We start from the raw sequence: 25,469 nt of genomic DNA on the forward strand, positions 1-25,469 counted from the left end.
GGAGAATTCGCCCATGGATTCCGATTTTAATTCGCCCACGATTCCGACGTTTATTCGCCCGGGGATTCCGAGATTTATTCGCCCGGGTAGCGGTCTCTGTGGCTGTTGATTTCGTTGCTCTCCTGTTCTCGTTGGGTCAAGCGGTTTTTGGGGTTTGCTTGCGGATCTTGCGCAGGCTTTCGCCGGTGAGTTCGATGCGGTGGGCATTGTGGAGCAGACGGTCGAGAATGGCGTCGGCGTAGGTCGGATCGCCGATCAGCTCATGCCAATGCGCCGGGGGGATCTGGCTGGTGATGATGGTGGCGCGGCGGCCGTAGCGATCCTCGACGATCTCGAGCAGGTCGTGACGGGCGCCGGCGTCGAGTGGAGCAAGGCCGAAGTCGTCGAGGATCAGTAGATTGACGGCACCGAGGGTGCGGATCATCCGGCCGTGACGCCCTTCGGCGCGGGCGACCGCGAGTTCTGCGAAGAGTTTGGGGGCGCGCTGATAGAGCACGGTCCTGTCATCGCGACATGCCTTGTGACCGAGGGCACAGGCCAGCCACGATTTTCCGACCCCTGTCGGCCCGCTCAGGACGAGATTGTCGTGCGCGTCGATCCACTCACCCTGGATCAGCTTCTGGAACAGAGCCCGATCGAGGCCGCGGGCACTCCGGTAATCGACATCCTCGATTGCAGCGTCATGGCGCAGCCTGGCATGGCGCAGCCTTGTGCTCAACCGCTTGTCACGTCGGACGGTGATCTCGCGGTCGAGCAGAAGACCGAGCCATTCGGCGTGACTGAGGCTGGGGGTTTCGGGATTGGCGTGCAGCTCGGTGAACGCGCGGGCCATGCCTGCAAGACCGAGCTGGTGGATCTGATCGAGGGTCGGATGGTTCAGCATGAGGCTTCTCCTTGTCATCAGTGGAAATATCCGCCGCCCCGGATGTTGGGGTGGCGGATCGGGGTGGGATCGGGACTGGCGGTGCCGGCGGCTCGCTCCAGCCGGTTATCGAGGATGGATTTGACCGAGCCGTAGGTCAGGGTGCCGATGGTGAGCGCGCGCTCGGCCGCGGCATCGAGCCGGTCGGCGCCAACACTGCGGGCCAGGCGAAGGATGCCGATGCAGGCGCGGAACCCCTGCTCCGGATGAGGCCGGCGTTCGAGGATCAGGGTGCAGAGTGTCGCGACCGAGGGACCAAGCCGTGCGGCTTCCTGATGGATCCGTGCGATGGTCCAGTCGCCATAACGCCGGTGGCTCGAGGGCATGTGCTCGGCGATCGTCGTGTGTTTGCCGTTACCCGGCCTGCGTGCGTGCACGGCGATCCGTTCGCCACGGAGAAAGATCTCGACCGTGCGCACGGTGAACCGGGCCTCGACCTCGGCGCGGGCGTGCCGGTAGGGGACGGAGTAAAAATGCTTCTCGATCTCGACGTGATAATCGATGCCGACCCGCCGGCGCCGCCATTGCGCCAGCACATAGGGTTCGGCCGGCAGTTCCTTCAGCGCGGGACGATCGAGTGTTTCCAGCAGATGCCGTCTTGTCGCCCCCAGGCGACGGACGACCCGCTCCTCGTTCAGCCAGCGGCAGAATTCAGCGATCGCGGCATTCAGTTCGGCGAGGCCGTAAAATGCCCGGTTGCGCAGCTTGCCCAGCAGCCACCGCTCCGCCAGCAAAACCGCCACCTCGACCTTCGCCTTGTCACGCGGCCGCCGCGGCCGCGCCGGGAGAATGGCCGTGCCGTAATGGCGCGCCATATCGGTGTAGGTCCGGTTGACCTGTGGATCGTAGAGGCAGGCGCGGATGATCGCGACCCTGGCGTTGTCGGGCACCAGCAGCGCCGGCACGCCGCCAATTGCTGCCAGAGTGCGATTATGCGCCTCGATCCAGTCCGGCAGGGTCTGGGTCCAGGTCGCCTCAGCATAGGTGAAGCTCGATGCGCCGAGAACGGCGACGAAGATCTGGGCCGCACGCGTCTCGCCGGTGAGCCGGTCGATCACCACCGGCACCGTGTCGCCGGCATAATCGACGAACAGCTTCTCGCCCGATGCGTGGGTCTGGCGCATCGTCACCGGTAGCCGGGCTTCCCAGCTCCGGTAGAGCTCGCAGAACCGGCTGTAGCGATACCCATCCGGGTGCTCGGCAATATACTCGTCCCACAGGATCGACAGCGTCACGTGCTTGCGCTGCAACTCGCGGCGGATACGCCCCCAGTCCGGCTCATCCACACGTCGATGCCCCGGCCGCTTGCCCACCGCGCCGTCGAACAAGCGCCTTTCCAATGCCGCTTCGGACAGCGCCAGAGCCCCTGGCCCATCGAGCCCGGCCGCCTCCAGTCGCCGCAGCGTCAAGCGCACCGTCGATGCCGCAACCCCGACCCGGATCCCCACCTGGCGGGTCGAAAGCCCCGCCATCCTCAATCTGACAATCTCGCGCACATCGCGCATCGCAATCCGCTCCACTGGCATTCATCCGCTCCCTCGATCAGCCAAAGGGAGGGAACCTGAACCAGCCAGCAGAGACCTCAAGCCAACCCGGCCAACCCCGCCCGCCTGGGCGAATAAAAGTCGGAACAGGTGGGCGAATTAATCTCGGAATAGGTGGGCGAATAATTCCCGGAATCCCGGGCGAGTTAATCTCGGAATCCCGGGCGAATTGAGCCCGGAATCAGCACCTCGATCGCCTCACCCACCACTGCCATATCCTCGAGACCGGAAATGACAGCTTCAGGTTCAAAAATAGCTCCGTGCAGAAATCCCAAAAACGAAAGGAGAAAAATCCAGCCTTGACCCCATCATGAAACTCAAATCATAAACTATGGGCGGGTCAAATCTCGATGGAATTCCCGGGTCAGATCTCAGCGGAAATCAACAGTGCGGGGTCGGATGATCGCATGAACAGGTAGGCAAGTGACCCGTGAGGAACCGGCCTATCCGAGTCTCGTCGATGTCGCCTGGTCCAGCGCCCTGGCTATGTAGCCAGTCGCCAAAGTGAAGAGCTGAGGCCGTATATCGGCGACGGCGCTTAGCTCCATAACGGCTGCGCACGAGATAGTCGGTGTAGAAGCCCATGATGGGCCAGAGAACATTATCTGGATCTTCGATCCTGATCTGAAGTCGTGAGGGTGTCGGCATGCTCGATCTCCATTCTGGGGATTTCGAGCAGGCCTCTGGATTATGTGCATTTCAACGTGAAACGACTGGCTCTGCGATAGCACTATTAGCGCATGAGCAGCACGGGCACGCGGACAGTGCGGATCATCGCGGTTGTCGTACTGCCAACGATCAGGGTCCTGAGCGGTGAGTGACCATAAGCACCCATCACCAAGATCGCGCCCGGTGTCGCCCCCACAACGTTGGTGATCACCTCCTCGGCCTTGCCTTGGCGGAGGGTTGTGGTCACGTCGCGACCCTCGAGCTTGGTAAGCGCATCGTTGAGCAACTCGCGATGCTTGTCGTCCTCGGCACCGGCCGACACGATATGGACGGGCAGGCCGCGGAATAGCGGCGAGTTGGCGCAGCGTTCGAGCGCGCGGCCTGCAGCCTGGCTGGCGTCATAGGCGAGCACGACAACTCGCGGAGTTTCTATGGCGCGGGAAGCGATGAGGACTGGCCGGTTGCTCGCACGTACGACGCGCTCAACCTTCGAGCCGATATGATCCTGCGCAAATTCGTGGCTGGCGCCGCGTTTGCCGATTACCACGACCCGCGCCTCGGCCTCGCGCTCCAGGATCGTCTCGACGATGCCTCCGTGCCGATGAAGCGGCTTCACATCAACGGCGCCGGCCGCCTTCAACCGCTCCGTGCTGGTAGTAATCAAAACCCGCCCCCGCTCGACCTGAAGCCTGGCGTCGGCTTCCTCAAGTTGTGTGAGCTCCTCCAGCAGGCTGGACTTGACGCCGAGTCCGATCGCGCCCGAAAGGTCGTGCCGTTCGGCAACGGCGTCCTTGCGCTGGACCACGTGAAGAAGCTCGATCGGCAGTTCCAGCTTTCGAGAGGCCCAGGCGGCAAGGTCACAGACCGAGGCGGCGTAGCTGGAGGCGTCGATACAGGCGAGAACGTTCTCCATCTTATCTCTCCTCAATGCGACGCCAGAAGCTTTTCAGCATTCGGCTTGTCATGGACAGCGAAGCGCTCGACCATCGCCGCGCTCGGTTCGTTCAAGCCAACCACTTCGACCTCCGTTCCTGCGCGTCGGAAGCGGATCACGGCTTTGTCGAGCGTCCCGACACCCGTGATGTCCCAGAAGTGCGCATCGCTGAGATCGATGACCACACGGTCCAACACCTCCTTGAAGTCGAACGCTTCGGCGAAGCGTTCAGCCGACGCGAAGAAAATCTCCCCGGAGATCTTGTAGGTGCGTGTGCGTTCATCGTCCGATAGCGCGGATGTCACGATGAACATGCGTTTGACCTTTGAGGCGAAGAACAGGCCGGACAGCACGACGCCGGTGACCACGCCCGCCGCCAGGTTTCCGGTCCACACCACAATCACAACGGTGGCCACCATCACCAGCGAAGACTGCCAGGGATGACGGCGGATATCCTTGATCGATCGCCAGGAGAAGGTGCCGATCGAGACCATGATCATCACCGCGACCAAGCTGGGCATCGGAATACGTGCGACGAGTGGATTGAGCACCACCAGCAGGAAGAGAAGGAACACGCCCGCGACCAGCGTGGACAGACGCGTCGAGCCACCCGACTTCACGTTGATGACCGACTGGCCGATCATCGCGCAGCCGCCCATGGCCCCGAGAAAGCCGGTGAAGAAGTTGGCGATGCCTTGGCCGCGCATCTCTCGGGCCTTGTTCGAGGGCGTGTCGGTGAAGTCATCCACGATCTGAGCTGTCAGCATCGACTCGAGCAAGCCCACGGCCGCCATCGTCAGCGAATAGGGAAGGATGATTCTGAACGTCTCGAACGTCAGGGGCACATGCGGCAGTGCAAAGACCGGAAGCGATGTCGGCAGCTTGCCCATGTCACCGACGGTGTTCACATGGATGCCGCCATAGATGGTGATGATCGTAAGGATGACGATGGCGACGAGAGGCGACGGCACTGCCTTGGTGAGGCGGGGTAACAGGTAGATGATCGCCAGCCCGCCAGCCACCAACGCGTAGGTGATTGGTGGCACGTGAATCAGCTCCGGCAACTGCGCCATGAAGATCAGGATAGCGAGCGCGTTGACGAAGCCCGTGATAACGGATCGCGAGACGTACTGCATCAGGAGGTCGAGCCGAACCAATCCGGCGATCACCTGGAAGACGCCCATCAGGATCGTGGCGGCGAACAGATACTCTACACCATAGTCGCGCACGAGCGGAATGATGACCACAGCGACCGAGGCGGTCGCCGCCGAAATCATCCCCGCACGGCCGCCGGTGAAAGCGATAATGACGGCGATCGAGAAGGAGGCGTATAGGCCGACCCGAGGATCAACGCCGGCGATGACAGAAAACCCGATTGCTTCCGGAATCAGCGCCAGGGCGACCACAATCCCGGCAAGGATGTCGGCGCGCGGATTGGCGAACCAATCGCGTCGAATGGAGGCGAAACTTGGCATTTATTGTTCAGTACTGAAAGTAAAGCACCCGCCGCGCTCGCTCGATAAAGCGGCATGCTGGCGTCGACGACCTCGATGAGGCCGCGATGCTTTGGTTGCCCCGGGGATTGGCGCCGGGCCGAGCCACCCGAAAAACCGGGTCCGACGAACTGCGCATTCCTTCTAGCGTACGTTCATTTTTGCTGCAAGTGCGAACGCATCGCGCTCCAGCGCATCGCGCGCGACCGCGCCAAATCACGATCCCGTTGGAATCGCCCAGATTATGCGCAGCCCGACTCGCGCCGGGCTGCGCTATCGCCAGACTCTTCAGTCCGAGCTGTCCATAATCTCCCACGGATCATAATCGTGGATGACGGCAGCGGGATCGCCGTCATATTCGGCGGCCAGCATGACGCCGTAGTTGCCAGTGTCAGCATGGAAGACGACGACGCAGACCATGAGGGTGGTGGCGAGGTTCCAGCCGTTGGCGAATGCGAGGGCTTGAGACATTGATCCGGCTCCTGTGCTGAGGCGGGGACCATCCCCGCGCGACAGGCGCCCGATGTGTCCGGCCGAGGGCCGCGATCACCGCGCAGGCGAAGACAAGCGGCGGCACGCTCCAGCGTAAGCCGACCCCTTGCGGGTTGATGGCGTCAGGCCCGCGGACGGACCAAGGATCAGCGCTGATAGACGCAGGGACGGCGACCGCCGGCAGGAGCCGCGTCTGAAAGCCCGCCGCCAGCGGGTGGAACCTCGTCACCCTCACGGTGCGCAGGCCGATCAGCTAAGGTGTGCTCTCGAGACGAAGTGACGGTCGAGGTGCGCGGCATGGCGGAGTTCACGGGACGCGACCTGCACCTGGTGAAGAAGGCGCTCGCCATTGCGGTGTTGGCGATCGAGCGGCAGCCAGGGCCTTTTCAATCGGCGTCCGATCAGAGCGACATGAAGGCGCTCCTCGACGGCTTGATCGAGAACGATACGGAGTTGGCGCACTATGCTCACGCGGCCCGGATCGCGGTCACGGGTGAACCGGATTGAAAGGCGGTTTTGCGGAAAGCCGATAATCCACCTCTGCGGATTCACGTCACTGTGCAGAAAGGGCAAGGCGGCGCTCACGCGCCGCCAAATTTCCAGACCGGGATGCCGAGCTTCTTGGCCTTGTCGGCGAGGTTGTCCTGGATGCCGGTGCCGGGGAAGTGCATCACACCGATCGGCAGGACCTCCAGTATGGCGTCGTTGCGCCTGAACGGCGCGGCCTTGGCGTGTTTCGTCCAGTCAGGTTTGAAGGCGATCTGCGGGACCTTGCGGTTGTCGGCCCATTTGGCGGCGATCAGCTCGGCGCCCTTTGGCGAGCCGCCGTGCAGCAGCACCATGTCCGGATGCTTGGCGTGGACCTGATCGAGCTTGGCCCAGACCAGCCGGTGATCGTTGAAGTCGAGCCCGCCGGTCAGAGCCACCTTCGGCCCCGCGGGCAGGAGCACCTGGTTGTCGGCGCGCCTCTTCGCGGCCAGGAAGTCGCGGCTGTCGATCATCGCCGCGGTGAGGTTGCGATGGTTGACCTTCGACCCGTTGCGGGGCCGCCAGGCCGAATGGGTGTGGTGCTCGAATTGGTCGGCGGCTTGGTCGCGCATCAGCTCGAAGGCGTTGCGGCGTTCGATCAGCGTCTGCCCTTCCGCCGTCAGGCGCTCCAGCTCGACGGACTTGACCTCACTGCCATCCTGTTCCCGTTGCGAGCGATGCTGCGCCAGCTCGTTGTCGTCGAGTTCGCGCTCGATCCGGTCGATGGCGCGGTGGAAGACATTCACCGTCGACCAGAGCAGGTCCTCGAGGTCGGGTTCGAGGCGCGTGTCTAACAGCGCCACCACGAGGGCGTCGAAGATGTCGGCGATGCTGCCGGCGAGGATCTGTGCTTCGGGAAGCGGCCTGGGGTCGGGTTCGTCGTGGAAGGGACGGTAGCCATAGAGCTGGAGTTCGTGGAGGACTTGGTCGGTCGGGGATGCGCTGTGGCGCGGCTCGAAATCGTCGTCGTTGTCGGTGGTCATCGCGGCTTTCCTCGTCGGATCGGCCGCGCCCATCGCGGCCTTCATGGCGACGAAGGCGGCGGGCGGAGCGGACCTGCACCCGCAGCGTGAGCTGCGGGCCGGAGCCTCGGCGGAGGACCGAAGGGGGCCGACTATTTTGTCTCGCGATGTAAAGGCGGCTTTGCCGCCGACGGAAAATAGTCGGCCCACAAGGTTGCCGGTCCGGGCCGTTTGCCGCCCGATCGCCCTCTCAGAAGGCCGTGGGCGTGGTTCTCTCCGACGCTGACGGAAAGCATAACCGCCGACCCTATGGCGACGGCGCTGCCGCGCCCCATCCCCGTTCCGGCTGTGCCGCCAGCTCCATGAATCGGGCGACATCCTGCGCCGCGATCTGCACCCGGCTTGCGGCCCGAAGCGTGTCGATCCCGAGCAAGCGGAGATCCTCGTTGAAGTCGCCGAGCCGCGGCGAGATCACGATCGCCTCGATTCCGGCCTCCTGCGCGCGTTCGATCAACGTCGCCATCGCGCCGTCGCCGGCCGGATCGTCGTCGCAGGCAATGTAGAGTCGGCGCAACGTGTCCGGGAACAGGATGGCGGAGAGATGCGCCGCCGAGAGCGCCGCGACCATCGGCATGGCGGGAAGGACGCACCGGAGCGACAGCATCGTCTCGATGCCCTCGCCGGCCGCCATCACCTCGCCCGCCACGCCAAATCGAACGGCGTGACCGAGCAAGTCGCCCATCGCTCGCCTCGGGGTGTCGATCGGCGCCTTGCCGAGCGTCGCCTCGGAGAAGCCGCCGGGATCGAGCCAGGTACGATGCGCCCCGGTCAAATGACCCGCGAGATCGGAGACGGAAGCGATCATCGCCGGCCTGGTCTCGGTCGGGCTGTGCTCGTCAGGCCGATAGTAGCAGCGCGGGTGGAAGCGCAGGCTTCCGGTTCCGTGCAAAGCCGTAATGCCGCGATTGCGGAGATACGTTTCTACGAGAGTGCGAGACAGCGGCAGTGACATGGCGAACAGTCGCCGCGCCGCTTCCGGCGATCCTGTCGGAGCAGTCGGTGTGCGCGATCGGGGATGTTCCGGCTCCGGTTCGGGATGTGGCAGGCTGAGGAACGAACGCGCCTCATCGGCGACGTCCTTGAAATCGACCAGTCCGCAACTCTCCCGGATCACATCGAGCAGGTCGCCATGTTCGCCGGTAGCGGCGTCAGTCCACTTGCCGGCCGGCCCTTTGGCTGATTCCTGAAGCCGGACGAACATCGAACGGCCCGGCGTGTTGCGGACGTCACCCACGAGCCAGTAGCGGCCCTCCCGCCGCCCGGCAGAAAGGTAGTGGCGACACACCGCCTCGGCGTCGCGCGCGAGACGGTGTGCCAGTTCGGAGGCGTCGTGGCGGGCCATCACGCGGTTTCCCGCTCGCTGATGCGCAGGGCCGGATATTGGTCGAGCACCTTCGTCAGCACACCGGCGCCGGTCGCATCCGTTGGCACGAACATACGCAGCTTCCAGGAGATGATCTCACTGAAGAGGCCGTAGGCGCGCAGGCGATCGCGCATGGTGTCGGCGAAGCCTGACAGCTCGATGCGGTGAGCGCCCATGACCCGCACCCGGTGGAGCTGCAAGCCGTCGGCGAGGTCGAGGACGGTTCGTCCCTCGATCAACGCCGCGAAGGCCGCATCCGGCGTCATGGCGGTCGCCCCGGTCAGCGAGGCGTTCGCTGCCCAAACGGCTGAGACCCTGCGGCCGATGATGCGTTCGCCTGCGTCGGTCTGTAGCCGATAGACGCGCGTCGACTCGTTCGGCAGGCGCTTCCAGATCGGCAACAGCAAGCCGGCGACGATGTGGATCGTGCTGTCGGCAAACTCGGGGACCTCCGACACTTCGCGAGTCCATGCGGCGGCGAACACCTCGCGGTCGGCCGCCTGCCAATGGCTTTCGTCCATCATCTTCAGCGAGGCGTGATGGTGCTCCATCGGCCGGATCAGTCGAACGCGGCGTTCGATCTCGCCATCGTCGAGCATCAGGCTTGGCGCCGGGATCTGTACGGCGGCCCGGCCCGAACGCTCGTTGATCAGCAGCATCGCGCGGGGATCGGCGAGGTGATCGAGCGCGTCGTCCAGCGTCACCGGATGATTGCGCCGGCGCTCGGTGATCGTGAGCAGCCGGGTTTCCGCGCCCGTCGCGGGATGGGTGTAGATCGCGCGGCGATCGGTGACGACGAAGCTCTCGGCCCGCAGCGTCTCCAGGCCGACGTCATAGACGCCGCTGGCGATGGCGCCCTCGATCTTGGCGTTCAACAACTGCTCGAACGCCGTGAACAGCACGCCCTGAAGGTCGATGGTGAGCGCCAGCAGGCGGTTGAGGAAGGTCGTGATCGGCGGCAGCTCGTCCTTGATGCCGCCTGTGTCCATGAGCTTGAGGCCGGTGGCGTCCTCGAACATCTGGAGCGAGCAGTCTTCGATCTTGCCGCGCACAAGCAGCAGATAGAGCTGGCGCAGCGCGTCGCGGGCATAGTGGGATTCCAGATTATCCTCGGGCCTGAACAATCCCTGTCCGCCGGTCTGGCGCTGACCGCGGGTGATGGCGCCCAGCGTGTCCAAGCGACGGGCGATGGTCGAGAGGAAGCGCTTCTCGGCCTTCACGTCGGTGGCGATCGGTCGGAAAAGCGGCGGCTGCGCCTGGTTGGTGCGGTTCGTCCGCCCGAGGCCCTGGATCGCGGCGTCGGCCTTCCAGCCGGGTTCGAGCAGATAGTGGACGCGCAGGCGGCGGTTCCGCGCCGACAGCTCGGCGTGGTAACTCCGGCCCGTCCCGCCCGCCTCCGAGAAGACGAGGATGCGCTTCAGGTCGTCCATGAAGGCGGCGGTCTCGGCGAGATTGGCGGAGGCGGCGCGGTTCTCGACGACGAGGCGGTCGCCCTTGCGCACCACGCGGCGCGAGCGTCCGGTCACTTCGGCCACGAGGTCCGTGCCGAAGCGCTGGACGATCTGGTCGAGCGCGCCGGGCACTGGCGGCAGCGAAGCAAGCCGCTCGATCAGCTCGTTACGACGGGCGACGGCCTCGCGGCTCTCGACCGGCTGGCCGTCGCGGAAGACGGGCCGGGAGGAGAGATTGCCCTCACTGTCGGTGAACGGCTCGTAGAGCTGCACCGGGAAGGAATGGGCCAGGTAGTCGAGAACGTACTCGCGCGGTGTGATGTCGACGCGAACGTCGCTCCATTCCTCGGTCGGGATCTCGGCGAGCCTCCGTTCCATCAGCGCCTCGCCGGTCGAGACGATCTGGATGACGGCGGCGTGGCCGTCCGCCAGGTCCTGATCGATCGAACGGATCAGCGTCGGCGTCTTCATCGAGGTCAGCAGGTGGCCGAAGAAGCGCTGCTTGGCGCTCTCGAAAGCCGAGCGGGCCGCCGACTTCGCCTGCCGGTTCAACGTGCCGGTCTCGCCGGTAATGTTGGCGGCCTGCATCGCGGCGTCGAGATGGTTGTGGATGATGGCGAACGCGCCGGCATAGGCGTCGTAGATGCGGCGCTGCTCGGCGGTGAGCGGATGCTCGACCAGCTCGTATTCGACGCCGTCATAGGAGAGCGAGCGGGCCGTGTAGAGACCGAGCGAACGGAGATCGCGGGCGAGCACTTCCATGGCGGCGACACCGCCGTCCTCGATCGCCTCCACGAACTCCGCGCGCGTGGCGAAGGGGAAGTCCTCGCCGCCCCAAAGGCCAAGCCGCTGGGCGTAGGCGAGATTGTGGACGGTCGTGGCACCCGTCGCCGAGACATAGACGACCCGCGCGTCCGGCAGCGCGTGCTGCAAGCGCAAGCCTGCACGGCCCTGCTGCGAGGGCGCGACATCGCCGCGTTCGCCCTTGCCGCCACCGGCGTTCTGCATGGCATGGCTCTCGTCGAAAATGATCACTCCGTCGAAGTCGGAGCCCAACCATTCAACGATCTGGCGGACGCGCGAAAGCTTCTCGCCGCGGTCGTCGGACCGCAGCGTAGCGTAGGTTAAAAATAGGACGCCTTCGGCCAGGCGGATCGGCTTGCCTTGGGGGAAGCGCGACAGCGGCGTGATGAGCAGGCGCTCCATGCCGAGTGCCGACCAGTCGCGCTGTGCGTCCTCGAGCAGCTTGTCGGACTTGGAGATCCAGACCGCCTTGCGGCGCCCCTTCAGCCAGTTGTCCAGGATGATGCCGGCCGACTGGCGGCCTTTGCCGGCGCCGGTGCCGTCACCCAGCATGAAGCCCCGGCGAAAGCGCACGGCGTTCGGCGCATCGTCGCGCGAGGCGGTGACGAGATCGAAGGTCTCGTCCACCGTCCAGGCGCCTGCGAGATAGTCGCCATGCGCTTCGCCGGCATAGATCACGGTCTCGAGCTGGGCGTCAGAGAGAACGGCCTCGCTGACGAGACTGATCGGGAGGCGCGGCCGATAGCTGGGCTTCGGCGGCGCGACCGAGGACATGGCGGCGGATTGCACCAGCTTGGTGGGATGCGCCTGGGCTCCGGGAATCCGGATCGATTGGAGCCGGTATTCCTCATAGATCGCATCGCTGAGACGCGCGCCCTCGGGCGGCGTCCAGTCGATGGTCTCGTAGGCGAGATCGACCGCCTCCGGATCGGCGACCGAAGGCTTGACTGGGTGTGCCCCAGCAGCGCGGGTGAGATAGCCGCGCACCGTCCGCGGTCCGGCGGCGGCCGACACGGGGATGGCGAAGCTCGGCGCGGGCGTCAGACGCGCCGGAACTTGCTCGCCGATCCAGCTCAGCAACGTGGCGACGTCGGGTGCCATGCCTCGTGACGCCGGCAAGGCGGACGGGTCGTCAGACGGTGCCTTGTCGATGACGATCAGCCGCGTGTCGATGCTCGTGCCGTGCTTGGCATAGACCGCCCCATCGATCGCTGCCGTGAAGACGATGCGGCCGCGCTCCTGCAAGCGGATGAAGGCGTCGCGCCAGGCCGGGGCGTCGGGCGAAAAGTTCGCGCCGGTGATCGCCACCAGCCGCCCGCCATCGGCGAGGCGCGCAAGGGCCGAGGCGATGTGGCGATAAGCGGTATCAGCCATACGGCCGGACACATTCGCCATTGCCGAGAACGGCGGGTTCATCAGCACGACGCTCGGGACGACGGCCGGGTCGAGGTGATCATCGATCTGGACGGCGTCGAGGCGCGTGACGGCGACGGCCGGAAAGAGGGAAGAGAGCAGCGCGGCCCGGACCTCGGCCAACTCATTCAAGACAAGCGCGCCGCCGACGATCTCGGCCAGGATGGCGAGGAGCCCGGTGCCGGCCGATGGCTCCAGCACGCGATCCGCCGGTCCGATGGCGGCCGCGGTCAGGGCCGTGAGGCCGAGCGGGGTCGGCGTCGAGAACTGCTGGAAGGTCTCGCTCTCGGTCGAGCGGCGTGTGTGGGTGGGGAGAAGGCCGGCGATCTTGGCCAGGGCGGAAAGACGCAAAGCCGGAGAGCCGGCTTGCCGGAACAGCGCCTTTCCGTATTTGCGCAGGAAGAGGACGGTCGCGGCCTCGCAGGCATCGTAAGCCGTCTTCCAGTCCCAGGCACCGGAAGCGTCGGAAGCGCCGAACGCCGCTTCCATTGCGGCGCGCAGGATCGCGGCATCAACCCGCTGGCCGCGCTCGAGGTGAGGGAGGAGTCGCTCTGCGGCGGCGATGATCGCGCCGGCCGCGTCAGGATGAGGAACAGGTGTCAGCGGCGCGGCCTGGTCGGCCGTGATCAGAGAAAGGTCGTTCATGAAGGGAGCCTCGGGAGAGCGGGAACGGACGAGCCGGCCGGCTGCTCTCTCTCGGACCGCACCGGCTCAAACCCGTCCCGGCCGCCCTCTTCCTCTCATCACGCCGCCGCCTTCACGGCGCGCCACCACGCGATCCGCTCTTCGCGGCTGGCGTTTGCCAGCCGACGTAGGAGATCGCCGTGGCAGGGGAGCGGCGCGCAGAAGCAGACGAGGTCGCGGCCGCGCAGCTCGTCGAGCGCGCGCAGCAGATGGTGCTGATCCGCGAGCCAGCGTTCGTGCTTCGCAATGACGGCGGTCCGATCGCCGTCGGGGCCAATCCGAAACGGATTGCCCCATTTGCTGCCGCGGCCGATGTACACGGCACCGGCTGGGACGCCAGTCACTCGCTTGTTGAGAACCTTGCACATTGGGCCGCCTCCGATCCGTTAGACGGTCTCGGCCAAGGACGGCGTAGAGCGGCGACGGTCACGCGCCCAGCGCGGAAACGGCTTGCCCGTTGACCGGCGCTACGCGGCGTCCAGGCAAGACACGCCCGAGGATCGTGGGCGAGCGTTACAAGGTTCGGGGAGCAAAAGGCTGACTGTTGATTTCCGCTGAGATCTGACCCGGGAATTCCATCGAGATTTGACCCGCCCATAGTTTATGATTTGAGTTTCATGATGGGGTCAAGGCTGGATTTTTCTCCTTTCGTTTTTGGGATTTCTGCACGGAGCTATTTTTGAACCTGAAGCTGTCATTTCCGGTCTCGAGGATATGGCAGTGGTGGGTGAGGCGATCGAGGAGCGCGGTGGTCATCTTGGCGTCGCCGAAGACGGCGGACCATTCGCTGAAGCTCAGGTTGGTGGTGATGACGACGCTGGTGCGCTCGTAGAGCTTGCTGAGCAGATGGAACAGCAAAGCTCCGCCTGAGGCGCTGAAGGGCAGATAGCCAAGCTCATCGAGGATGACGAGGTCGGCATGGATCAGACGGCCGGCGATTTGCCCAGCCTTTCCCTGAGCTTTTTCCTGCTCCAGAGCATTGACCAGCTCGACGGTGGAGAAGAAGCGGACGCGCTTTTTGTGATGCTCGACGGCCTGCACGCCGAGCGCGGTGGCGATGTGGGTTTTGCCCGTGCCCGGGCCGCCGACGAGCACGACATTGTCGGCGGGTTCGATGAAGTCGCAACGATGCAACTGGCGGACCAGGGCCTCATTGACCTCGCTGCTGGCGAAGTCGAAGCCGGCCAGGTCGCGATAGGCCGGGAAGCGGGCGGCCTTGAACTGATAGGCCATGGAGCGGACCTCGCGCTCAGCGGTCTCGGCCTTGAGCAACTGGGAGAGTACCGGGATGGCGGCTTCGAAGGCCGGGGCACCCTGCTGGGCCAGTTCATCGACGGCCTGTGCCATGCCGTGCATTTTGAGGCTGCGCAGCATGATGACGAGCGCGCCGGTGGCGGGATCATGACGCATGGCGGGCCTCCTCAGATTGGCGCAAGCTATCGTAGCGCTCGACGTCAGCCTTGGGTTCATTGGCCAATGTCAGTGCCTGTGGCGCGGTGATGACCGGAGGCGGAGCCTGTTTGCCGTCGATCAGCCGGTGGAGCCGGTTGATGATATGCGTCTTGGACGGCACGCCGTCCTCCAGCGCCAGTTCCACCGCCACCAACACCGCCTGCTCGTCATGGTGCAGCACCAGGGCCAGGATCTCCACCATCTCCCGGTCACCGCCAGGACGGCGCAGGAGATGTTGCTGCAGCCGCTTGAAGGCATCGGGCAATTCCAGGAACGGCGCACCGTTGCGCAAGGCGCCCGGCTTGCGCTGGATCACCGCCAGATAATGCCGCCAGTCATACACAGTGCGCCCTGGGCCGTTGTGCGTCCGGTCGATGATGCGCGGATGCTCGCAGATGATTTGCCCCTCCGCCGCCACCACCAGCCTGTCGGGATAGACCCGCAGGCTGACCGGCCGGTTGGCAAAAGAGGCCGGCACGCTGTAGCGGTTACGCTCCAAGTGGATCAGGCAGGTCGAGGAGACCCGCTTGGTGTGTTCCACGAACCCATCGAACGGACGGCCCACAGGCATGAGGCTCTCAACCTCGCTGGCCCAGACATCGGCAATGGTTCCCGGCTCGTTGCCATGCGCGGTCTGCTCCCACAGCTCCCGGCAGCGCCGCTCCAGCCAGTCGTTCAGGGCGTCCAAGCTTTCGAACGGAGGCATGGACTGCCACAGGCGGTGGCGTGCATCCTGGACGTTCTTCTCAACCTGCCCCTTCTCCCAACCGGCGGCCCGATTACAGAACTCGGCCTCGAAGAGATAATGGCTGGTCATCGCCAGGAAGCGGGCGTTGACGCTGCGCTCCTTGCCACGGCCGACCTTGTCAACGGCGGTGCGCATGTTGTCGTAAATCCCGCGCCGCGGTACGCCGCCGAGAGCTTGGAAGGCGTGGTTATGCGCGTCGAACAACATCTCATGTGTCTGCAGCAGATAGGCCCGAACAATGAACGCCCGGCTATGCGACAGTTTGGTGTGCGCCACCTGCAACTTGACGCGGACGCCACCGATGATCGCAAAATCTTCGCTCCAGTCAAACTGGAACGCCTCGCCAGGCGCAAAGGCCAAGGGCACGAAGGTTCCCCGGCCGGCGGTCTGCTGCAGCCGTTGGCACTCCCCCTTCCAAGCCCGGGCAAAGGCCGCCACACGATTGTAGGAACCGTCATAGCCCAGGCTGACGAGATCACCGTATAGCTGCTTGACCGTCCGCCGCTGCTTGCGCGGCCGGCCAGCTTCACGGCGCAGCCACGCCAAAAGCTTCTCGGCATAAGGATCAAGCTTGCTCGGCCGGTCCGGAACCTGAAACTTCGGCTCAATCACATCAGACCCGACTTAAACAGTCAAACCCGGAACGATACGGTATCGTAAGTTGAGATCTTTGATTTCACTCGAGATTTTCGTAGGCACGTCGGGATTTTGCAAAAACGTGGTGCTAAATAATTGCGCAAATTGCTTCTTTTAACTTGATTTATGATTGGTTTTCGGCTGCCAATTCGGCATGTTCGTGCGCGAGAAGCGAATCAACGGCTACAGCTACCTTTATCTGGTCGAGAGCGTCCGTGAGGACGGGCGCAGCAAGCAGCGCATCATCAAGAACCTGGGCCGGAAGGAAGTCGTCCTGGCCGATGGAGGTCTCGACCGCCTCGCCGCCTCGATCGCGCGCTATGCCGACCGTGCCTCGGTCCTGGCCCAGCTGGCGGCAGGCAATCCGGACGGGCTGAGCTGCAAGCGGATCGGCGCGCCGCTGTTGTTCGGCCGACTGTGGCAGGAGAGCGGGATCGCTGCTGTGTTCGAGGAGCTGCTGGCCGGGCGGCAGTTCGAGTTCCCGGTCGAGCGCGCGGTGTTCGCCACCGTGCTCCACCGGATCATGGTCTCGGGCTCGGATCGCGCCTGCGACAAATGGCTCGAGGATTACGACATTCCCGGCACCGAGGAGCTCGGCCTGCATCACCTCTACCGCGCCATGGCCTGGCTCGGCGAAGAGCTGCCGGACGAGGAACAGGGGGATGCCACGCCCTTTGCGCCACGGACGGTGAAGGATCTGGTGGAAGAGCGTCTCTTCGCCCGACGGCATGATCTGTTCACCGACCTCTCGGTCGTGTTCATGGACACCACCTCGCTGTATTTCGAAGGTGCCGGCGGCGAGACGCTGGGCGCGCGGGGCCACTCCAAGGATTACCGCCCACAGCTCGCGCAGATGATCCTCGGCGTGGTGATCGATCAGGACGGAAGGCCAATCTGCACCGAGATGTGGCCAGGAAACACCGCCGATGTCTCGGTGCTGGTGCCGGTGATCGACCGCCTGCGGTCGCGCTTCGGCATCGGCCGGGTCTGCGTCGTCGCCGATCGCGGCATGATCAGTGCCGCGACGATCGCCGCGCTGGAGGAGCGCGGGCTGGAATACGTGCTCGGCGCAAGGGAACGCACCGACCGCATCGTCCGCGAGGTGGTGCTGGCCGATGAGCGCCCCTACACCCCGCTCTGCCTCGAGCGCGCCGGTGGCGACGAGACCCAGCTCTTCATCAAGGAGGTCAAGGTCGCGGGCAAGCGCTATATCGTCTGCCGCAACGAGGCGGTGGCCATCGAAGAGGCCGAGACCAGGCGCAAGGTGGTCGCCGCCCTCGATCGTCAGCTGACGCGCGGCGATAAGGCGCTGATCGGCAACTCCGCCTATCGCCGCTTCCTGCGCCCGGTCAGTGACGCAAAGCCCGGCCGCAAGCACAAGCTGTTCGAGATCGACGCCGGCAAGCTCGCCGAGGAAGCCCGCTTCGACGGCGTCTTCGTGCTGCGCTCCAACGCCCGGATTTCACCGCTGCAGGCGGTGATCCGCTACCGGGACCTGCAGAATGTCGAACGGCTGTTCCGTGTCGCGAAGGCGACAATGCGCACCCGGCCAATCTACCATTCCTCCGACGCCGCCATCCGCGGCCACGTCTTCTGCTCGTTCCTCGCGCTGATCCTGCACCAGGCGCTCGACGAAAAACTCCGCCGGGCCGGCAAGCGCGTCGAATGGGCCGATCTCCTGCGTGATCTCGACCGCCTCCAGGAGGTCACCATCAGCAAGCGCGGGCAGCAGATCGTCCTGCGCACCCCAGCAACCAACTCGATCGGGCCGATCTTCAAGGCCGCCGGCGTCGCCCTGCCAGCCAACGTGCGAGACGCATCCGCTTCCTGATCCAAATCCTCCCGAAAGCCGCAGGGTGTGGTGCTAAGAAACCACGCGCCCACAATACATGGCTGTTTTCATTGGACTATTTTCAGGTCGCTGTTCAAGTCGGGTCAGACCGAAGATATTTGCGGATCGTGTTCCGCGACACGCCTGTGCGCCGGGAAATCTCTCGGATCGGCACATGCTCACGCTTATGCCACCGGCGGATAATGCTCAAAAACGCCATGTCCAACACTCCGTTCGCCCCCGCCTCTTCCAGACGGGGAAACAGTCAAACATGGGTCAAATCTCAGTGGAAAAATCCGGCCTTCCCGGGTCAGATCTCAGCGGAAATCAACAGCGCGGCGCAACCCAGCGCGCCTCGACGGCGCTGCGCGACCGCTTCGCCGCCGGCCAACGCGCCGCCTGGTCGGCCACCGGCGGATCTGGCGGAGATGCTGCCGGCGCATCCCAGCCCGCAGCGGCGCCCAGTGGCGCGCCGGCCTGGGCCCAGCGCCTGCGGCGGCAAGCCGTTTCCCGGGCGGCGCAGAACATCATCCACGAAGGCGAAGGCCGGGGCGGCGGCATGCGGCCCAATCTGCGGGGAGACGGAACATGAGGTGGCGCCGCTTCTCCTCCCGTCTCGGCGACACCGAGACGCCGGCCACGCCCTATCAGCGCGCCGGGCAACTCTGGGACCAGCGCATCGGCTCCGCCCGCGTGCAGGCCGCGAACTGGCGCCTGATGGCGTTCGGCTGTCTCGCCCTTGCCGCGGTCGTCACCGCCGATGACATCCGCACCCATGCCCGCGCCATGGTCACGCCCTTCGTGGTCGAGGTCGATCATCTCGGCGCGGTACAGGCGGTCGCCCCGGCACGGGCCGACGTGCAGCCGACCGATACCGAGATCGCCTACTTCCTCGCCCAGTTCATCGAGCGCGTGCGTGGCCTCTCGGTCGATCCCGTCGTCGTCCGCCAAGCCTGGCTCGACGCCTATGCGCAGATCACCAGCCACGCCAAGCCGATGCTCGATACCTATGCCCGTCAGGCCGATCCATTCGGCCAGATCGGCAAGCGCGCCGTGACCGTGGACGTCACCAGCGTCGTCCGCGCCAGCCCAAATTCCTTCCGCATCGCATGGGTTGAGCATCCGTTCCAGGACGGCACCGCCCTGCCGCCCGAGCACTGGACCGCGATCCTGACCGTGGTGATCCAGACCCCGCATACCGAGGCGGCGCTGCGACAGAACCCGCTTGGCATCTACATCGATGCGATCAGCTGGGCGCGCGAGGTGAACACCACCCAGACCGAAGGATCGACGCCATGAGGTTTTCGTTCGCCCTCGCGTGTGGCGGTGCGTTGGCACTTTCGGCCTGCGCCCAACCTGTGCCGAAGATCGCCTACGACAACCCCCAGCCCGCGCACTTGCTGCCGTCGCCGCCAGCGCCGGTCCAGGTCGTGACGTTGCCCGAACCGCTGCCGCTGCCGGGGCAACTCAAGAAGCTGCCGCCGACCACGGCGGGCCGACCATCACCGCAGCCCGCCAACCCCATCGCGCGCGTGGCCCTGGCCAACGCCGCGGCGCGCATCAACCCGACGCGCGACGGCTACATCAACGCCATGCAGGTGTTCCCCTGGTCCGACGGCGCGCTTTACGAGATCTACGCCTCGCCGCTGCACGTGACCGATATCGCGCTCCAGCCGGGCGAGCACCTGATCTCGATCGCCGCCGGCGATACCGTGCAGTGGAAGATCGGCAACACCACCAGCGGCGCGGGGGCTGATCAGCAGGTGCACGTGCTGATCAAGCCGATTTCGGCCGATCTGCCGATGAACAACATCGTCATCATGACCGACCGGCGCGCCTATCATCTCGAGGTGCACCCGACCAAGGACACCTACATGGCCGCGGTGTCCTGGAACTACCCGCAGGATGATCTGCTGGCGCTGCGGACGCAGAACGCCGCGGCGACGGATTACGCGAACGCCGTGGCGGCGAATGATGTGAACATCGCGGCGCTGCATTTCCGGTATCGGATCAGCGGCGATGATCCGCCCTGGCGGCCGGTGCAGGTCTTCGATGACGGCTCCAAGGTCTATGTCCAATTCCCACCGGGGATCGCCCAGGGCGACATGCCGCCGCTGTTCATCCTCGGCGCGCCGGGCGGCAAGGCGGAGATCGTCAATTACCGCGTGCGCGGCAACACCATGATCGTCGATCGGCTGTTCGCCGCCGCCGAACTTCGCCTCGGCGCCGGGCCGCAGCAGGTCGTGCGAATCACGCGGACCGATGGGCACGGCTGATGGCGGGTCCCGAAGATCCGGGGGGCGGGCAGCGGCCGTCACCCAAGGCTGACCCGGCCGATTTCGCGCTGCGATCGCGGCCACGTGCGGTGACACGTCTCTCTCGCCGGGCGTTGGTCGTGGCCGCCGGCGGACTTGCGGTCTGCGTGGTGGGCGCGGTGTGGTGGGCGTTCGCGCTGCATAGCTTCCGGATCACCACCGGCAAGGAGCTCTACAATACCAATGTTCGACCCTCGGCCGATGCGATCGGCGGCCTGCCGAACGGCTATGCCGGCCTGACCAAGCCCAAGCCGGCGCCGGCGCCACCACCTTCGGTGCCCCGGCTCGGGCCGCCACTGCCGGGTGACCTCGGGCGGCCGATGCTGGGGCAAGGAGCGTCCACTGCCTTCGCGACACCACCGAATGGAGCGGACCAGGCCGCCGCGCGGCTGCGGGCGCAGGCCGCCAATGCGGGGGTGTTCTTCACCGTTGCTGCGAACATGGGCGGCACCAACGGTGCAGCCGGCACCGCGTCAGGCGCCGCCCCGTTGGGCCAGCCGGCTCCGGGCACTGCGGGGGGTGACGGCGCACTCGCCGCACCGCATGGCGACCAGAACCAGCAGGACGCCAAGCAGGCCTTCCTGAACAGCCCGATCGATCGCGCGATCTACTCGCCCGACCGGCTGCAGACCCCGCTCAGCCCTTACGAACTGATGGCCGGCACCGTGATTCCGGCGGCGCTGATCACCGGGCTGAATTCCGACCTGCCGGGGCAGGTGATCGCCCAGGTGACGCAGGACGTCTATGACAGCGTCTCCGGCCGCACCCTGCTGGTCCCCCAGGGCGCGAAACTGATCGGCAAATACGACAGCGTCGTCGCCTACGGCCAATCGCGAGTGTTGCTGATCTGGACGCGGCTGATCATGCCCGACGGCAGTTCGGTGGTGCTCGACAACCTGCCGGGCGCCGATACCCAGGGCTATGCGGGCCTCGAGGACGGCGTCGATTACCATTTCTGGCGGCTGCTGCGCGGCGTCGCGCTGTCCTCGCTGCTCGGCGTTTCCAGCGCGCTCGCGACCAACAACGTGGTCGGCGGTACCGGGACGGGCAACGTGATCATCGCCCTCGGCCAGAGCGCGGACCAGGCCGCCAACCAGGCCGGGCAGTCGATCGTCTCGCGCGACCTCGGCGTTCAGCCGACCCTGACCGTGCGCCCGGGCTTCCCGCTCGATGTGATGGTCAACCGCGATATCGTGCTGCGGCCCTATGGGGGCGGGTGAGGAGGACGACGATGGCCAAACTCCGCATCGGCTCGCTGCCCGACGATAGGCCGGTGAAGCGCACCATCACCTTCACTGCGGCGCTGGACTCGCTGATCCGCGACTACGCCGCCGCACTCGCGGCACAGGAGGGCCTGTCCCAGGCGCCACCCGTCGAGAAGCTGGTGCCGATCATCGTCGAACGCTTCATTGCCTCCGACCGGGCGTTTCGGGCTCCTGTTCACCGGGTGCCGCCGCCCGTGCCGCATAAGCCGCCGCCAAATTCAGAACCGTCACCGTCCAGCCGGGAACGCGAGGGAGATCAGCCAACCATCGCCGGGTCGGAGTGACTGCGGTCGGGAGAGCGCGCAGCAGCGCGTTGCGTATTGCAAAAAGAGCTACGGTCTCCTACATTCGCGCCATGGCGAAGGGGACCACCATGACCGGCACGGCCAAACGCAAAGACTACCCGCTCTCGATGCGGCTCCCGGAAGGCGACATCGCCATCATCGACCGTGCCGCCGACCTGCGCGGCCGGTCGCGGACCGACTTCGTGCGGGAGGCGGCGGTCCGGGCCGCCGAGGAGGTCCTCATGGAAAGCACGCTGCTGCGCATGACCCCCGAGGGCTTTGAGGCGTTCGTCCAAGCCGTCTCCGCGCCCGCCGCCCCGGTCCCCGAGATGGTGGCATCCCTCCGCCGCAAAGCGCCGTGGGAGAAAGGCGCGGCGAAGCGCTGATGGCGGAGCCGCCGCTCTCCACGCCCGAACTGCTGAATGCCGGCCACGACGTATCCCGGTTCTCCTGCGGCAAGCCCTCGCTGGATCATTGGCTGAAGACCCGTGCGCTCGCCAATCAGCAGAAGGGGTTCACGGTGGTCATGGTCGTCCAGGTGGCAGGCCGAGTGGTCGGCTATTACGGCCTGGCGCCAACCGCCATCGTTCCCGCCGCCCTGCCGCGATCGATCCGCACCGGCCAGCCGCCGAACCCGGTGCCGTGCATTCTGCTCGGTCAGCTTGCCACCGATCAGGCCTGGGTCGGGCGGGGGATCGGCACCGGGCTGTTCAACCACGCGCTCGCCCGGAGCGTCAGTGGCGCCGCGCTGATCGGCGGGCGCGCCTTGGTCGTCAATGCCGTCGATGACGAGGCGGCAGCGTTCTGGCGCCGCCGCGGGTTCCTGCCGTCAAGGGACGACGCACTGGTGCTGTTCCGGTCCATCGCCGACATCGCCGCCTCCCTGACGGCAGCGGATCCCAGTTTGAGATGATCCGGCGAACCGCCGGTCTCCGCTGCCCTCTTTGGCACGCCGACGACATGGTTGTAACGTCCATGTGACAAGGCGGCCAGCCATTGGTAGGGAGGCGGAATCATGACTAAGCCATTCTTCGAACAGCCGATTCTGAACTCCCCCTATGCCGTCCCGACTCGCCACCATGCGCTGGACGCGGACGGCCAGCCCCTTGACCTGCCCCCGATCGAGGGGCGCCGCGACCCGCTTTACGTGGCCCCCGTGCCTTCGCCCAGGAAGCAGAAGGGCAAGGGCAAGCAAGCCTGGGGCTCGGCGATCCCCCCAACCTGTCCACCGACGAGCAGGCCAACAACCCGACGCCGATCATCAACGAGATCCGGAACCAGGTCACCTCCTTGCGGGACCTGCACAACTCGGCGGACTGTGGTGTCACGCCCGCCCCCCAGCGGCTCCTCAAGCACTAGCGTCGCCACGACCGGCGGCTGGGGCCGCGCCCATTGTTCTGTGACGTGGAGGCGGCCGAGATCGCCATATGGATGACCGAGATCTCCGGCCGCCGGCCGCAGGCACGAGGCACGCGAATCTGTTCGCGCGCGGCTCGACCGCCGAAGCCATAGGCTACGCATTGAACCTCTGGAATCGGCTGGTGCGGTTCGTCGACGACGGCGGCATCGAGATCGACCCGAGCACGGTCGAGCGGACCATGCCGCCGGTAAGCGCCCGACCACCGCGCCGTCCGTCGACGCGAGTTGCGGTGGTTGGGCACTTACCTTGCAGCGACGACTAAGGATTGACATAGCGGGAGTACTATCAGCCACCCGCAGAGGAAGATGCATGAACGGACACTCCGCCGCCCGGGACGAAGCTGCGGTCACGCGAATCGTCTCACTGAGACTGGCCGTCGGCTTGCTGGGCGAGCGTGACAACGCGGGTTGGTGGGCATCCGGGTTCATGTCGCCGACGAGCATGGCGTTCCTGACCCCGATCTTCGGCGCGGGTGCGGTTCAGGCCCGGTACCAGGGCGTCCTTGAGGCCGCCCGGCGGGTCCACGACGAGCGGATCGGCATAGGCCGCGCCTTCCACCCCTTCCGCCTCCCTGAAACCGTCGAGCAACGCCTAGATGAGGCCGTGCAAGCTGCCGGCCAGAAGCTTGCCGACAGCGTGTTCTCCGCCGATACAGCGAGGGGCATGCTTGCAAGCCTTGCCGGTACCCCGGTCGAAGCCAAGGAGGGGCCAACCCTACTTGGGCCGGCGGACATGCTTGAGGGGCTGGAATGGGCCTCGGGGGCAGCCGCTCTTTATACCGCCGCGTTTGCGGTCGGCATCCAGTGCTTCCCCTATTTCAGGGACCCGCGATGACGGGTGCGCGGAAATACACGACACAGCTCCAGGCCGGGCTCGGTCTCGTACCCGAGACCGTAAAGCTGCTGCACGCCTGGGATCCGGGTATGAGCGGACAGGATCTACTCAAGGCCGCGCTCGCTTCCGGAGATTTTCCGACGATGGCTGCGCGGCGACTGCGCAATATTATAATTGAGGCATTCTGTCCTAGATATCTCATCGATGGCGGACTGCCCGCCAGGCTACTTAAGGCCATTTCGGGAGGTATCTCCCGGGAAGATTTTCGAGCGCTCTGCTTCGTTTTCACGTGCCGCGCGAATCCTATCCTCGGCGACTTCGTCCGTGAGGTCTATTGGCATCAGTATGCGGCCGGGGGTAACCCTGTCTCCAAGGAGGACTCCCTGAATTATGTTACTTCAGCGGTGTCGAACGGCCGAACGACCACCCGGTGGTCGGAAGCAACGGTTATCCGTGTGGCTCGCTACCTGCTCGGAGCGTGTGCAGATTTCGGCCTTCTTGGACCCATGAAGGCGAATGCTAGGTCAATTACCACTTTTCGAATCACTCCGATCGTCTCCTCGGTCCTTGCCCACGACTTGCATTTTAAGGGATTGAGCGACCATGCCCTGCTCCGGAGTCCGGACTGGGGACTCTTCGGGCTGGAGTCCGACGACGCGCTTGGCGAGCTGAAGCGGCTATCCCTGCGGGGAGAGCTCATCGTGCAATCAGCCGGCGGCCTTACCCAGGTATCCTGGAAATACAAGTCGATGGAGGAGCTTGCCGATGGCATCGCTAAAGGCTGACTTCGACGAGCTGATCCGCCGGATTGAAGCCGGACGTGAGTTCGCGCACGCAAGCTTCGAGCCGATCTTCTATCTCGTCTTCCATCCGAGCCAGCTGATTGAGGTAAAGCGGCTGATGCCAGCCTGGACCTCCAAACTGGCAAACGCGGGCTGGCGTGTCGAGACGTTCTCCATCGCCGAGCACATAGCTGACATCCTGGCAAAGGCGCCACTCCGCAAGGTCTGGCTTGAGGCCGACCACAAGGCCCCCCTCTCCTGGGGGAAGACAAACGCCTCACTGGCCAATGCGCTCACGGCCCAGGGGCGTCTTCAGTCCCGGCTGGAAGAGCGGCTCGCCGCCCTTGAAGGCCAATCGTCGACGATCATGCTGGTAACCGACCTGGAAGCCCTGCACCCATACCTCCGAATCGGAGCGATCGAGGCGCAGCTCCAGGGAAAGTTCCACGTCCCCACGGTCTTCCTGTACCCGGGCACTCGGACGGGCAAGACGAGGCTCAGATTCCTTGGCTTTTATCCCGAGGACGGCAACTACCGATCGGTCCACGTCGGCGGCTAACATAAGAGGACACGACAGGAAGCT

General features: G+C 65.2%; 23 protein-coding genes, 3 pseudogenes and 1 other annotated feature. Of the genes and pseudogenes, 14 read left to right on the plus strand and 12 right to left on the minus strand.

What is annotated here, in order from left to right; translation table 11 throughout:
- Window positions 1-136: 136 nt before the first annotated feature.
- Both istB (ACIDOCELLA78_RS81550) and istA (ACIDOCELLA78_RS81555) read right to left on the minus strand, forming a co-directional pair.
- Window positions 137-883 carry an IS21-like element helper ATPase IstB gene (istB, locus tag ACIDOCELLA78_RS81550; RefSeq protein WP_201727488.1) on the minus strand — a complete coding sequence of 249 codons (747 nt, stop codon included), beginning with the start codon at window positions 881-883 and terminating at the stop codon, window positions 137-139.
- A 17-nt stretch (window positions 884-900) separates the two neighbouring features.
- Window positions 901-2,427: an IS21 family transposase gene (gene istA / locus ACIDOCELLA78_RS81555; RefSeq protein ID WP_201727680.1), complete on the minus strand. Its 1,527-nt coding sequence runs from the start codon at window positions 2,425-2,427 to the stop codon at window positions 901-903.
- A 227-nt stretch (window positions 2,428-2,654) separates the two neighbouring features.
- On the opposite strand from istA (ACIDOCELLA78_RS81555), the pseudogene ACIDOCELLA78_RS81560 reads away from it, so the two are divergent.
- Window positions 2,655-2,780: pseudogene (locus ACIDOCELLA78_RS81560) on the plus strand (ATP-binding protein); the annotation flags it as partial.
- 419 nt (window positions 2,781-3,199) lie between these two features.
- Here the strand turns inward: ACIDOCELLA78_RS81560 and ACIDOCELLA78_RS81565 are convergent.
- The 3 genes from ACIDOCELLA78_RS81565 to ACIDOCELLA78_RS81575 all read right to left on the minus strand — a co-directional run bounded on the left by ACIDOCELLA78_RS81565 (window position 3,200) and on the right by ACIDOCELLA78_RS81575 (window position 6,033).
- Window positions 3,200-4,048, minus strand: a complete 849-nt coding sequence (locus ACIDOCELLA78_RS81565; protein ID WP_201727530.1) for a universal stress protein — start codon at window positions 4,046-4,048, stop codon at window positions 3,200-3,202.
- Between the two features lie 11 nt (window positions 4,049-4,059).
- Window positions 4,060-5,544, minus strand: coding sequence for a SulP family inorganic anion transporter (locus ACIDOCELLA78_RS81570; RefSeq protein WP_201727531.1), 1,485 nt, complete (start codon window positions 5,542-5,544; stop codon window positions 4,060-4,062).
- A 93-nt stretch (window positions 5,545-5,637) separates the two neighbouring features.
- Window positions 5,638-5,690 (minus strand) — a sequence feature (sul1 is cis-regulatory element that is thought to sense ions involved in sulfur or methionine metabolism; They are found in Alphaproteobacteria).
- A gap of 160 nt (window positions 5,691-5,850) precedes the next feature.
- Window positions 5,851-6,033, minus strand: a complete 183-nt coding sequence (locus ACIDOCELLA78_RS81575; RefSeq protein WP_201727532.1) for a hypothetical protein — start codon at window positions 6,031-6,033, stop codon at window positions 5,851-5,853.
- A gap of 318 nt (window positions 6,034-6,351) precedes the next feature.
- Between ACIDOCELLA78_RS81575 and ACIDOCELLA78_RS81580 the strand changes: the two genes are divergently transcribed.
- Window positions 6,352-6,561: a hypothetical protein gene (locus ACIDOCELLA78_RS81580; protein ID WP_201727683.1), complete on the plus strand. Its 210-nt coding sequence runs from the start codon at window positions 6,352-6,354 to the stop codon at window positions 6,559-6,561.
- Between the two features lie 74 nt (window positions 6,562-6,635).
- Here ACIDOCELLA78_RS81580 and ACIDOCELLA78_RS81585 read toward each other — a convergent pair whose 3' ends face one another.
- From ACIDOCELLA78_RS81585 to istA (ACIDOCELLA78_RS81610), 6 genes and pseudogenes are all read right to left on the minus strand, one after another.
- Entirely contained in the window at window positions 6,636-7,565 is a 930-nt protein-coding gene (locus ACIDOCELLA78_RS81585) for a DUF2493 domain-containing protein (RefSeq protein WP_201727684.1), read from the minus strand.
- Window positions 7,566-7,851: 286 nt separating this feature from the next.
- The gene (locus tag ACIDOCELLA78_RS81590; RefSeq protein ID WP_201727533.1) at window positions 7,852-8,946 is read right to left on the minus strand and encodes a toprim domain-containing protein; all 1,095 of its coding nucleotides are present in this window, start codon (window positions 8,944-8,946) and stop codon (window positions 7,852-7,854) included.
- Window positions 8,946-13,280: a strawberry notch family protein gene (locus ACIDOCELLA78_RS81595; protein ID WP_201727534.1), complete on the minus strand. Its 4,335-nt coding sequence runs from the start codon at window positions 13,278-13,280 to the stop codon at window positions 8,946-8,948. The genes ACIDOCELLA78_RS81590 and ACIDOCELLA78_RS81595 overlap by 1 nt, the downstream gene beginning before the upstream one ends.
- A gap of 98 nt (window positions 13,281-13,378) precedes the next feature.
- Entirely contained in the window at window positions 13,379-13,687 is a 309-nt protein-coding gene (locus tag ACIDOCELLA78_RS81600) for a DUF4326 domain-containing protein (RefSeq protein ID WP_201727535.1), read from the minus strand.
- Window positions 13,688-13,934: 247 nt separating this feature from the next.
- Window positions 13,935-14,729, minus strand: coding sequence for an IS21-like element helper ATPase IstB (gene istB / locus ACIDOCELLA78_RS81605; protein ID WP_013641220.1), 795 nt, complete (start codon window positions 14,727-14,729; stop codon window positions 13,935-13,937).
- A pseudogene (istA, locus tag ACIDOCELLA78_RS81610) lies at window positions 14,719-16,125 on the minus strand (IS21 family transposase); the annotation flags it as partial. The gene istB (ACIDOCELLA78_RS81605) and the pseudogene istA (ACIDOCELLA78_RS81610), both read right to left, overlap by 11 nt.
- 184 nt (window positions 16,126-16,309) lie before the next feature.
- Here istA (ACIDOCELLA78_RS81610) and ACIDOCELLA78_RS81615 point away from each other — a divergent pair.
- Entirely contained in the window at window positions 16,310-17,986 is a 1,677-nt protein-coding gene (locus tag ACIDOCELLA78_RS81615; RefSeq protein WP_201727475.1) for an IS1634 family transposase, read from the plus strand.
- A gap of 103 nt (window positions 17,987-18,089) precedes the next feature.
- Here ACIDOCELLA78_RS81615 and ACIDOCELLA78_RS81620 read toward each other — a convergent pair.
- Window positions 18,090-18,206, minus strand: a pseudogene (locus ACIDOCELLA78_RS81620) (HTH domain-containing protein); the annotation flags it as partial.
- Between ACIDOCELLA78_RS81620 and ACIDOCELLA78_RS81625 the strand changes: the two are divergent.
- From ACIDOCELLA78_RS81625 to ACIDOCELLA78_RS81675, 11 genes are all read left to right on the plus strand, one after another.
- Window positions 18,162-18,578, plus strand: a complete 417-nt coding sequence (locus ACIDOCELLA78_RS81625; RefSeq protein WP_201727691.1) for a hypothetical protein — start codon at window positions 18,162-18,164, stop codon at window positions 18,576-18,578. The pseudogene ACIDOCELLA78_RS81620 and the gene ACIDOCELLA78_RS81625 sit on opposite strands and share 45 nt — an antisense overlap.
- Complete coding sequence (gene trbF, locus ACIDOCELLA78_RS81630) at window positions 18,575-19,285, plus strand: conjugal transfer protein TrbF (RefSeq protein WP_201727537.1); 711 nt, start codon at window positions 18,575-18,577, stop codon at window positions 19,283-19,285. Before ACIDOCELLA78_RS81625 ends, trbF begins: the two co-directional genes overlap by 4 nt.
- Window positions 19,282-20,262, plus strand: coding sequence for a P-type conjugative transfer protein TrbG (gene trbG, locus ACIDOCELLA78_RS81635; RefSeq protein ID WP_201727538.1), 981 nt, complete (start codon window positions 19,282-19,284; stop codon window positions 20,260-20,262). The genes trbF and trbG overlap by 4 nt, the downstream gene beginning before the upstream one ends.
- A 119-nt stretch (window positions 20,263-20,381) precedes the next feature.
- Window positions 20,382-21,521, plus strand: coding sequence for a TrbI/VirB10 family protein (locus ACIDOCELLA78_RS81640; RefSeq protein ID WP_249674929.1), 1,140 nt, complete (start codon window positions 20,382-20,384; stop codon window positions 21,519-21,521).
- Between the two features lie 11 nt (window positions 21,522-21,532).
- Window positions 21,533-21,850 carry a DUF2274 domain-containing protein gene (locus ACIDOCELLA78_RS81645; protein WP_201727540.1) on the plus strand — a complete coding sequence of 106 codons (318 nt, stop codon included), beginning with the start codon at window positions 21,533-21,535 and terminating at the stop codon, window positions 21,848-21,850.
- Between the two features lie 89 nt (window positions 21,851-21,939).
- The gene (locus ACIDOCELLA78_RS81650; RefSeq protein ID WP_201727541.1) at window positions 21,940-22,236 is read left to right on the plus strand and encodes a DUF1778 domain-containing protein; all 297 of its coding nucleotides are present in this window, start codon (window positions 21,940-21,942) and stop codon (window positions 22,234-22,236) included.
- Window positions 22,236-22,763 carry a GNAT family N-acetyltransferase gene (locus ACIDOCELLA78_RS81655; protein WP_201727542.1) on the plus strand — a complete coding sequence of 176 codons (528 nt, stop codon included), beginning with the start codon at window positions 22,236-22,238 and terminating at the stop codon, window positions 22,761-22,763. Before ACIDOCELLA78_RS81650 ends, ACIDOCELLA78_RS81655 begins: the two co-directional genes overlap by 1 nt.
- Window positions 22,764-23,277: 514 nt before the next feature.
- Window positions 23,278-23,532, plus strand: coding sequence for a transposase (locus tag ACIDOCELLA78_RS81660; protein ID WP_201727543.1), 255 nt, complete (start codon window positions 23,278-23,280; stop codon window positions 23,530-23,532).
- Between the two features lie 47 nt (window positions 23,533-23,579).
- The gene (locus ACIDOCELLA78_RS81665; RefSeq protein WP_201727544.1) at window positions 23,580-24,104 is read left to right on the plus strand and encodes a BrxE family protein; all 525 of its coding nucleotides are present in this window, start codon (window positions 23,580-23,582) and stop codon (window positions 24,102-24,104) included.
- Entirely contained in the window at window positions 24,101-24,889 is a 789-nt protein-coding gene (locus ACIDOCELLA78_RS81670) for a BrxA family protein (RefSeq protein ID WP_201727545.1), read from the plus strand. The genes ACIDOCELLA78_RS81665 and ACIDOCELLA78_RS81670 overlap by 4 nt, the downstream gene beginning before the upstream one ends.
- Window positions 24,870-25,445 (plus strand): BREX protein BrxB domain-containing protein, encoded by a 576-nt coding sequence (locus tag ACIDOCELLA78_RS81675; protein WP_201727546.1) that lies wholly within the window; start codon window positions 24,870-24,872, stop codon window positions 25,443-25,445. The genes ACIDOCELLA78_RS81670 and ACIDOCELLA78_RS81675 overlap by 20 nt, the downstream gene beginning before the upstream one ends.
- The last annotated feature ends 24 nt before the right edge of the window (window positions 25,446-25,469 follow it).

The sequence above is a fragment of the Acidocella sp. C78 genome, from assembly GCF_907164655.1.

Bases quoted from the DNA above. Each gene is read 5' to 3' on its own strand.
- istB (WP_013641220.1), bottom strand. From the start codon at position 14,729: ATGCGTCATGATCCCGCCACCGGCGCGCTCGTCATCATGCTGCGCAGC.
- ACIDOCELLA78_RS81600 (WP_201727535.1), bottom strand. From the start codon at position 13,687: ATGTGCAAGGTTCTCAACAAGCGAGTGACTGGCGTCCCAGCCGGTGCC.
- ACIDOCELLA78_RS81565 (WP_201727530.1), bottom strand. From the start codon at position 4,048: ATGGAGAACGTTCTCGCCTGTATCGACGCCTCCAGCTACGCCGCCTCG.
- ACIDOCELLA78_RS81670 (WP_201727545.1), top strand. From the start codon at position 24,101: ATGACGGGTGCGCGGAAATACACGACACAGCTCCAGGCCGGGCTCGGT.
- ACIDOCELLA78_RS81665 (WP_201727544.1), top strand. From the start codon at position 23,580: ATGAACGGACACTCCGCCGCCCGGGACGAAGCTGCGGTCACGCGAATC.
- ACIDOCELLA78_RS81660 (WP_201727543.1), top strand. From the start codon at position 23,278: ATGGATGACCGAGATCTCCGGCCGCCGGCCGCAGGCACGAGGCACGCG.
- istB (WP_201727488.1), bottom strand. From the start codon at position 883: ATGCTGAACCATCCGACCCTCGATCAGATCCACCAGCTCGGTCTTGCA.
- ACIDOCELLA78_RS81580 (WP_201727683.1), top strand. From the start codon at position 6,352: ATGGCGGAGTTCACGGGACGCGACCTGCACCTGGTGAAGAAGGCGCTC.
- ACIDOCELLA78_RS81590 (WP_201727533.1), bottom strand. From the start codon at position 8,946: ATGGCCCGCCACGACGCCTCCGAACTGGCACACCGTCTCGCGCGCGAC.
- ACIDOCELLA78_RS81615 (WP_201727475.1), top strand. From the start codon at position 16,310: ATGTTCGTGCGCGAGAAGCGAATCAACGGCTACAGCTACCTTTATCTG.
- ACIDOCELLA78_RS81570 (WP_201727531.1), bottom strand. From the start codon at position 5,544: ATGCCAAGTTTCGCCTCCATTCGACGCGATTGGTTCGCCAATCCGCGC.
- ACIDOCELLA78_RS81625 (WP_201727691.1), top strand. From the start codon at position 18,162: ATGCTCACGCTTATGCCACCGGCGGATAATGCTCAAAAACGCCATGTC.
- trbG (WP_201727538.1), top strand. From the start codon at position 19,282: ATGAGGTTTTCGTTCGCCCTCGCGTGTGGCGGTGCGTTGGCACTTTCG.
- ACIDOCELLA78_RS81585 (WP_201727684.1), bottom strand. From the start codon at position 7,565: ATGACCACCGACAACGACGACGATTTCGAGCCGCGCCACAGCGCATCC.
- ACIDOCELLA78_RS81595 (WP_201727534.1), bottom strand. From the start codon at position 13,280: ATGAACGACCTTTCTCTGATCACGGCCGACCAGGCCGCGCCGCTGACA.
- trbF (WP_201727537.1), top strand. From the start codon at position 18,575: ATGAGGTGGCGCCGCTTCTCCTCCCGTCTCGGCGACACCGAGACGCCG.
- istA (WP_201727680.1), bottom strand. From the start codon at position 2,427: ATGCGCGATGTGCGCGAGATTGTCAGATTGAGGATGGCGGGGCTTTCG.
- ACIDOCELLA78_RS81645 (WP_201727540.1), top strand. From the start codon at position 21,533: ATGGCCAAACTCCGCATCGGCTCGCTGCCCGACGATAGGCCGGTGAAG.
- ACIDOCELLA78_RS81655 (WP_201727542.1), top strand. From the start codon at position 22,236: ATGGCGGAGCCGCCGCTCTCCACGCCCGAACTGCTGAATGCCGGCCAC.
- ACIDOCELLA78_RS81675 (WP_201727546.1), top strand. From the start codon at position 24,870: ATGGCATCGCTAAAGGCTGACTTCGACGAGCTGATCCGCCGGATTGAA.
- ACIDOCELLA78_RS81575 (WP_201727532.1), bottom strand. From the start codon at position 6,033: ATGTCTCAAGCCCTCGCATTCGCCAACGGCTGGAACCTCGCCACCACC.
- ACIDOCELLA78_RS81650 (WP_201727541.1), top strand. From the start codon at position 21,940: ATGACCGGCACGGCCAAACGCAAAGACTACCCGCTCTCGATGCGGCTC.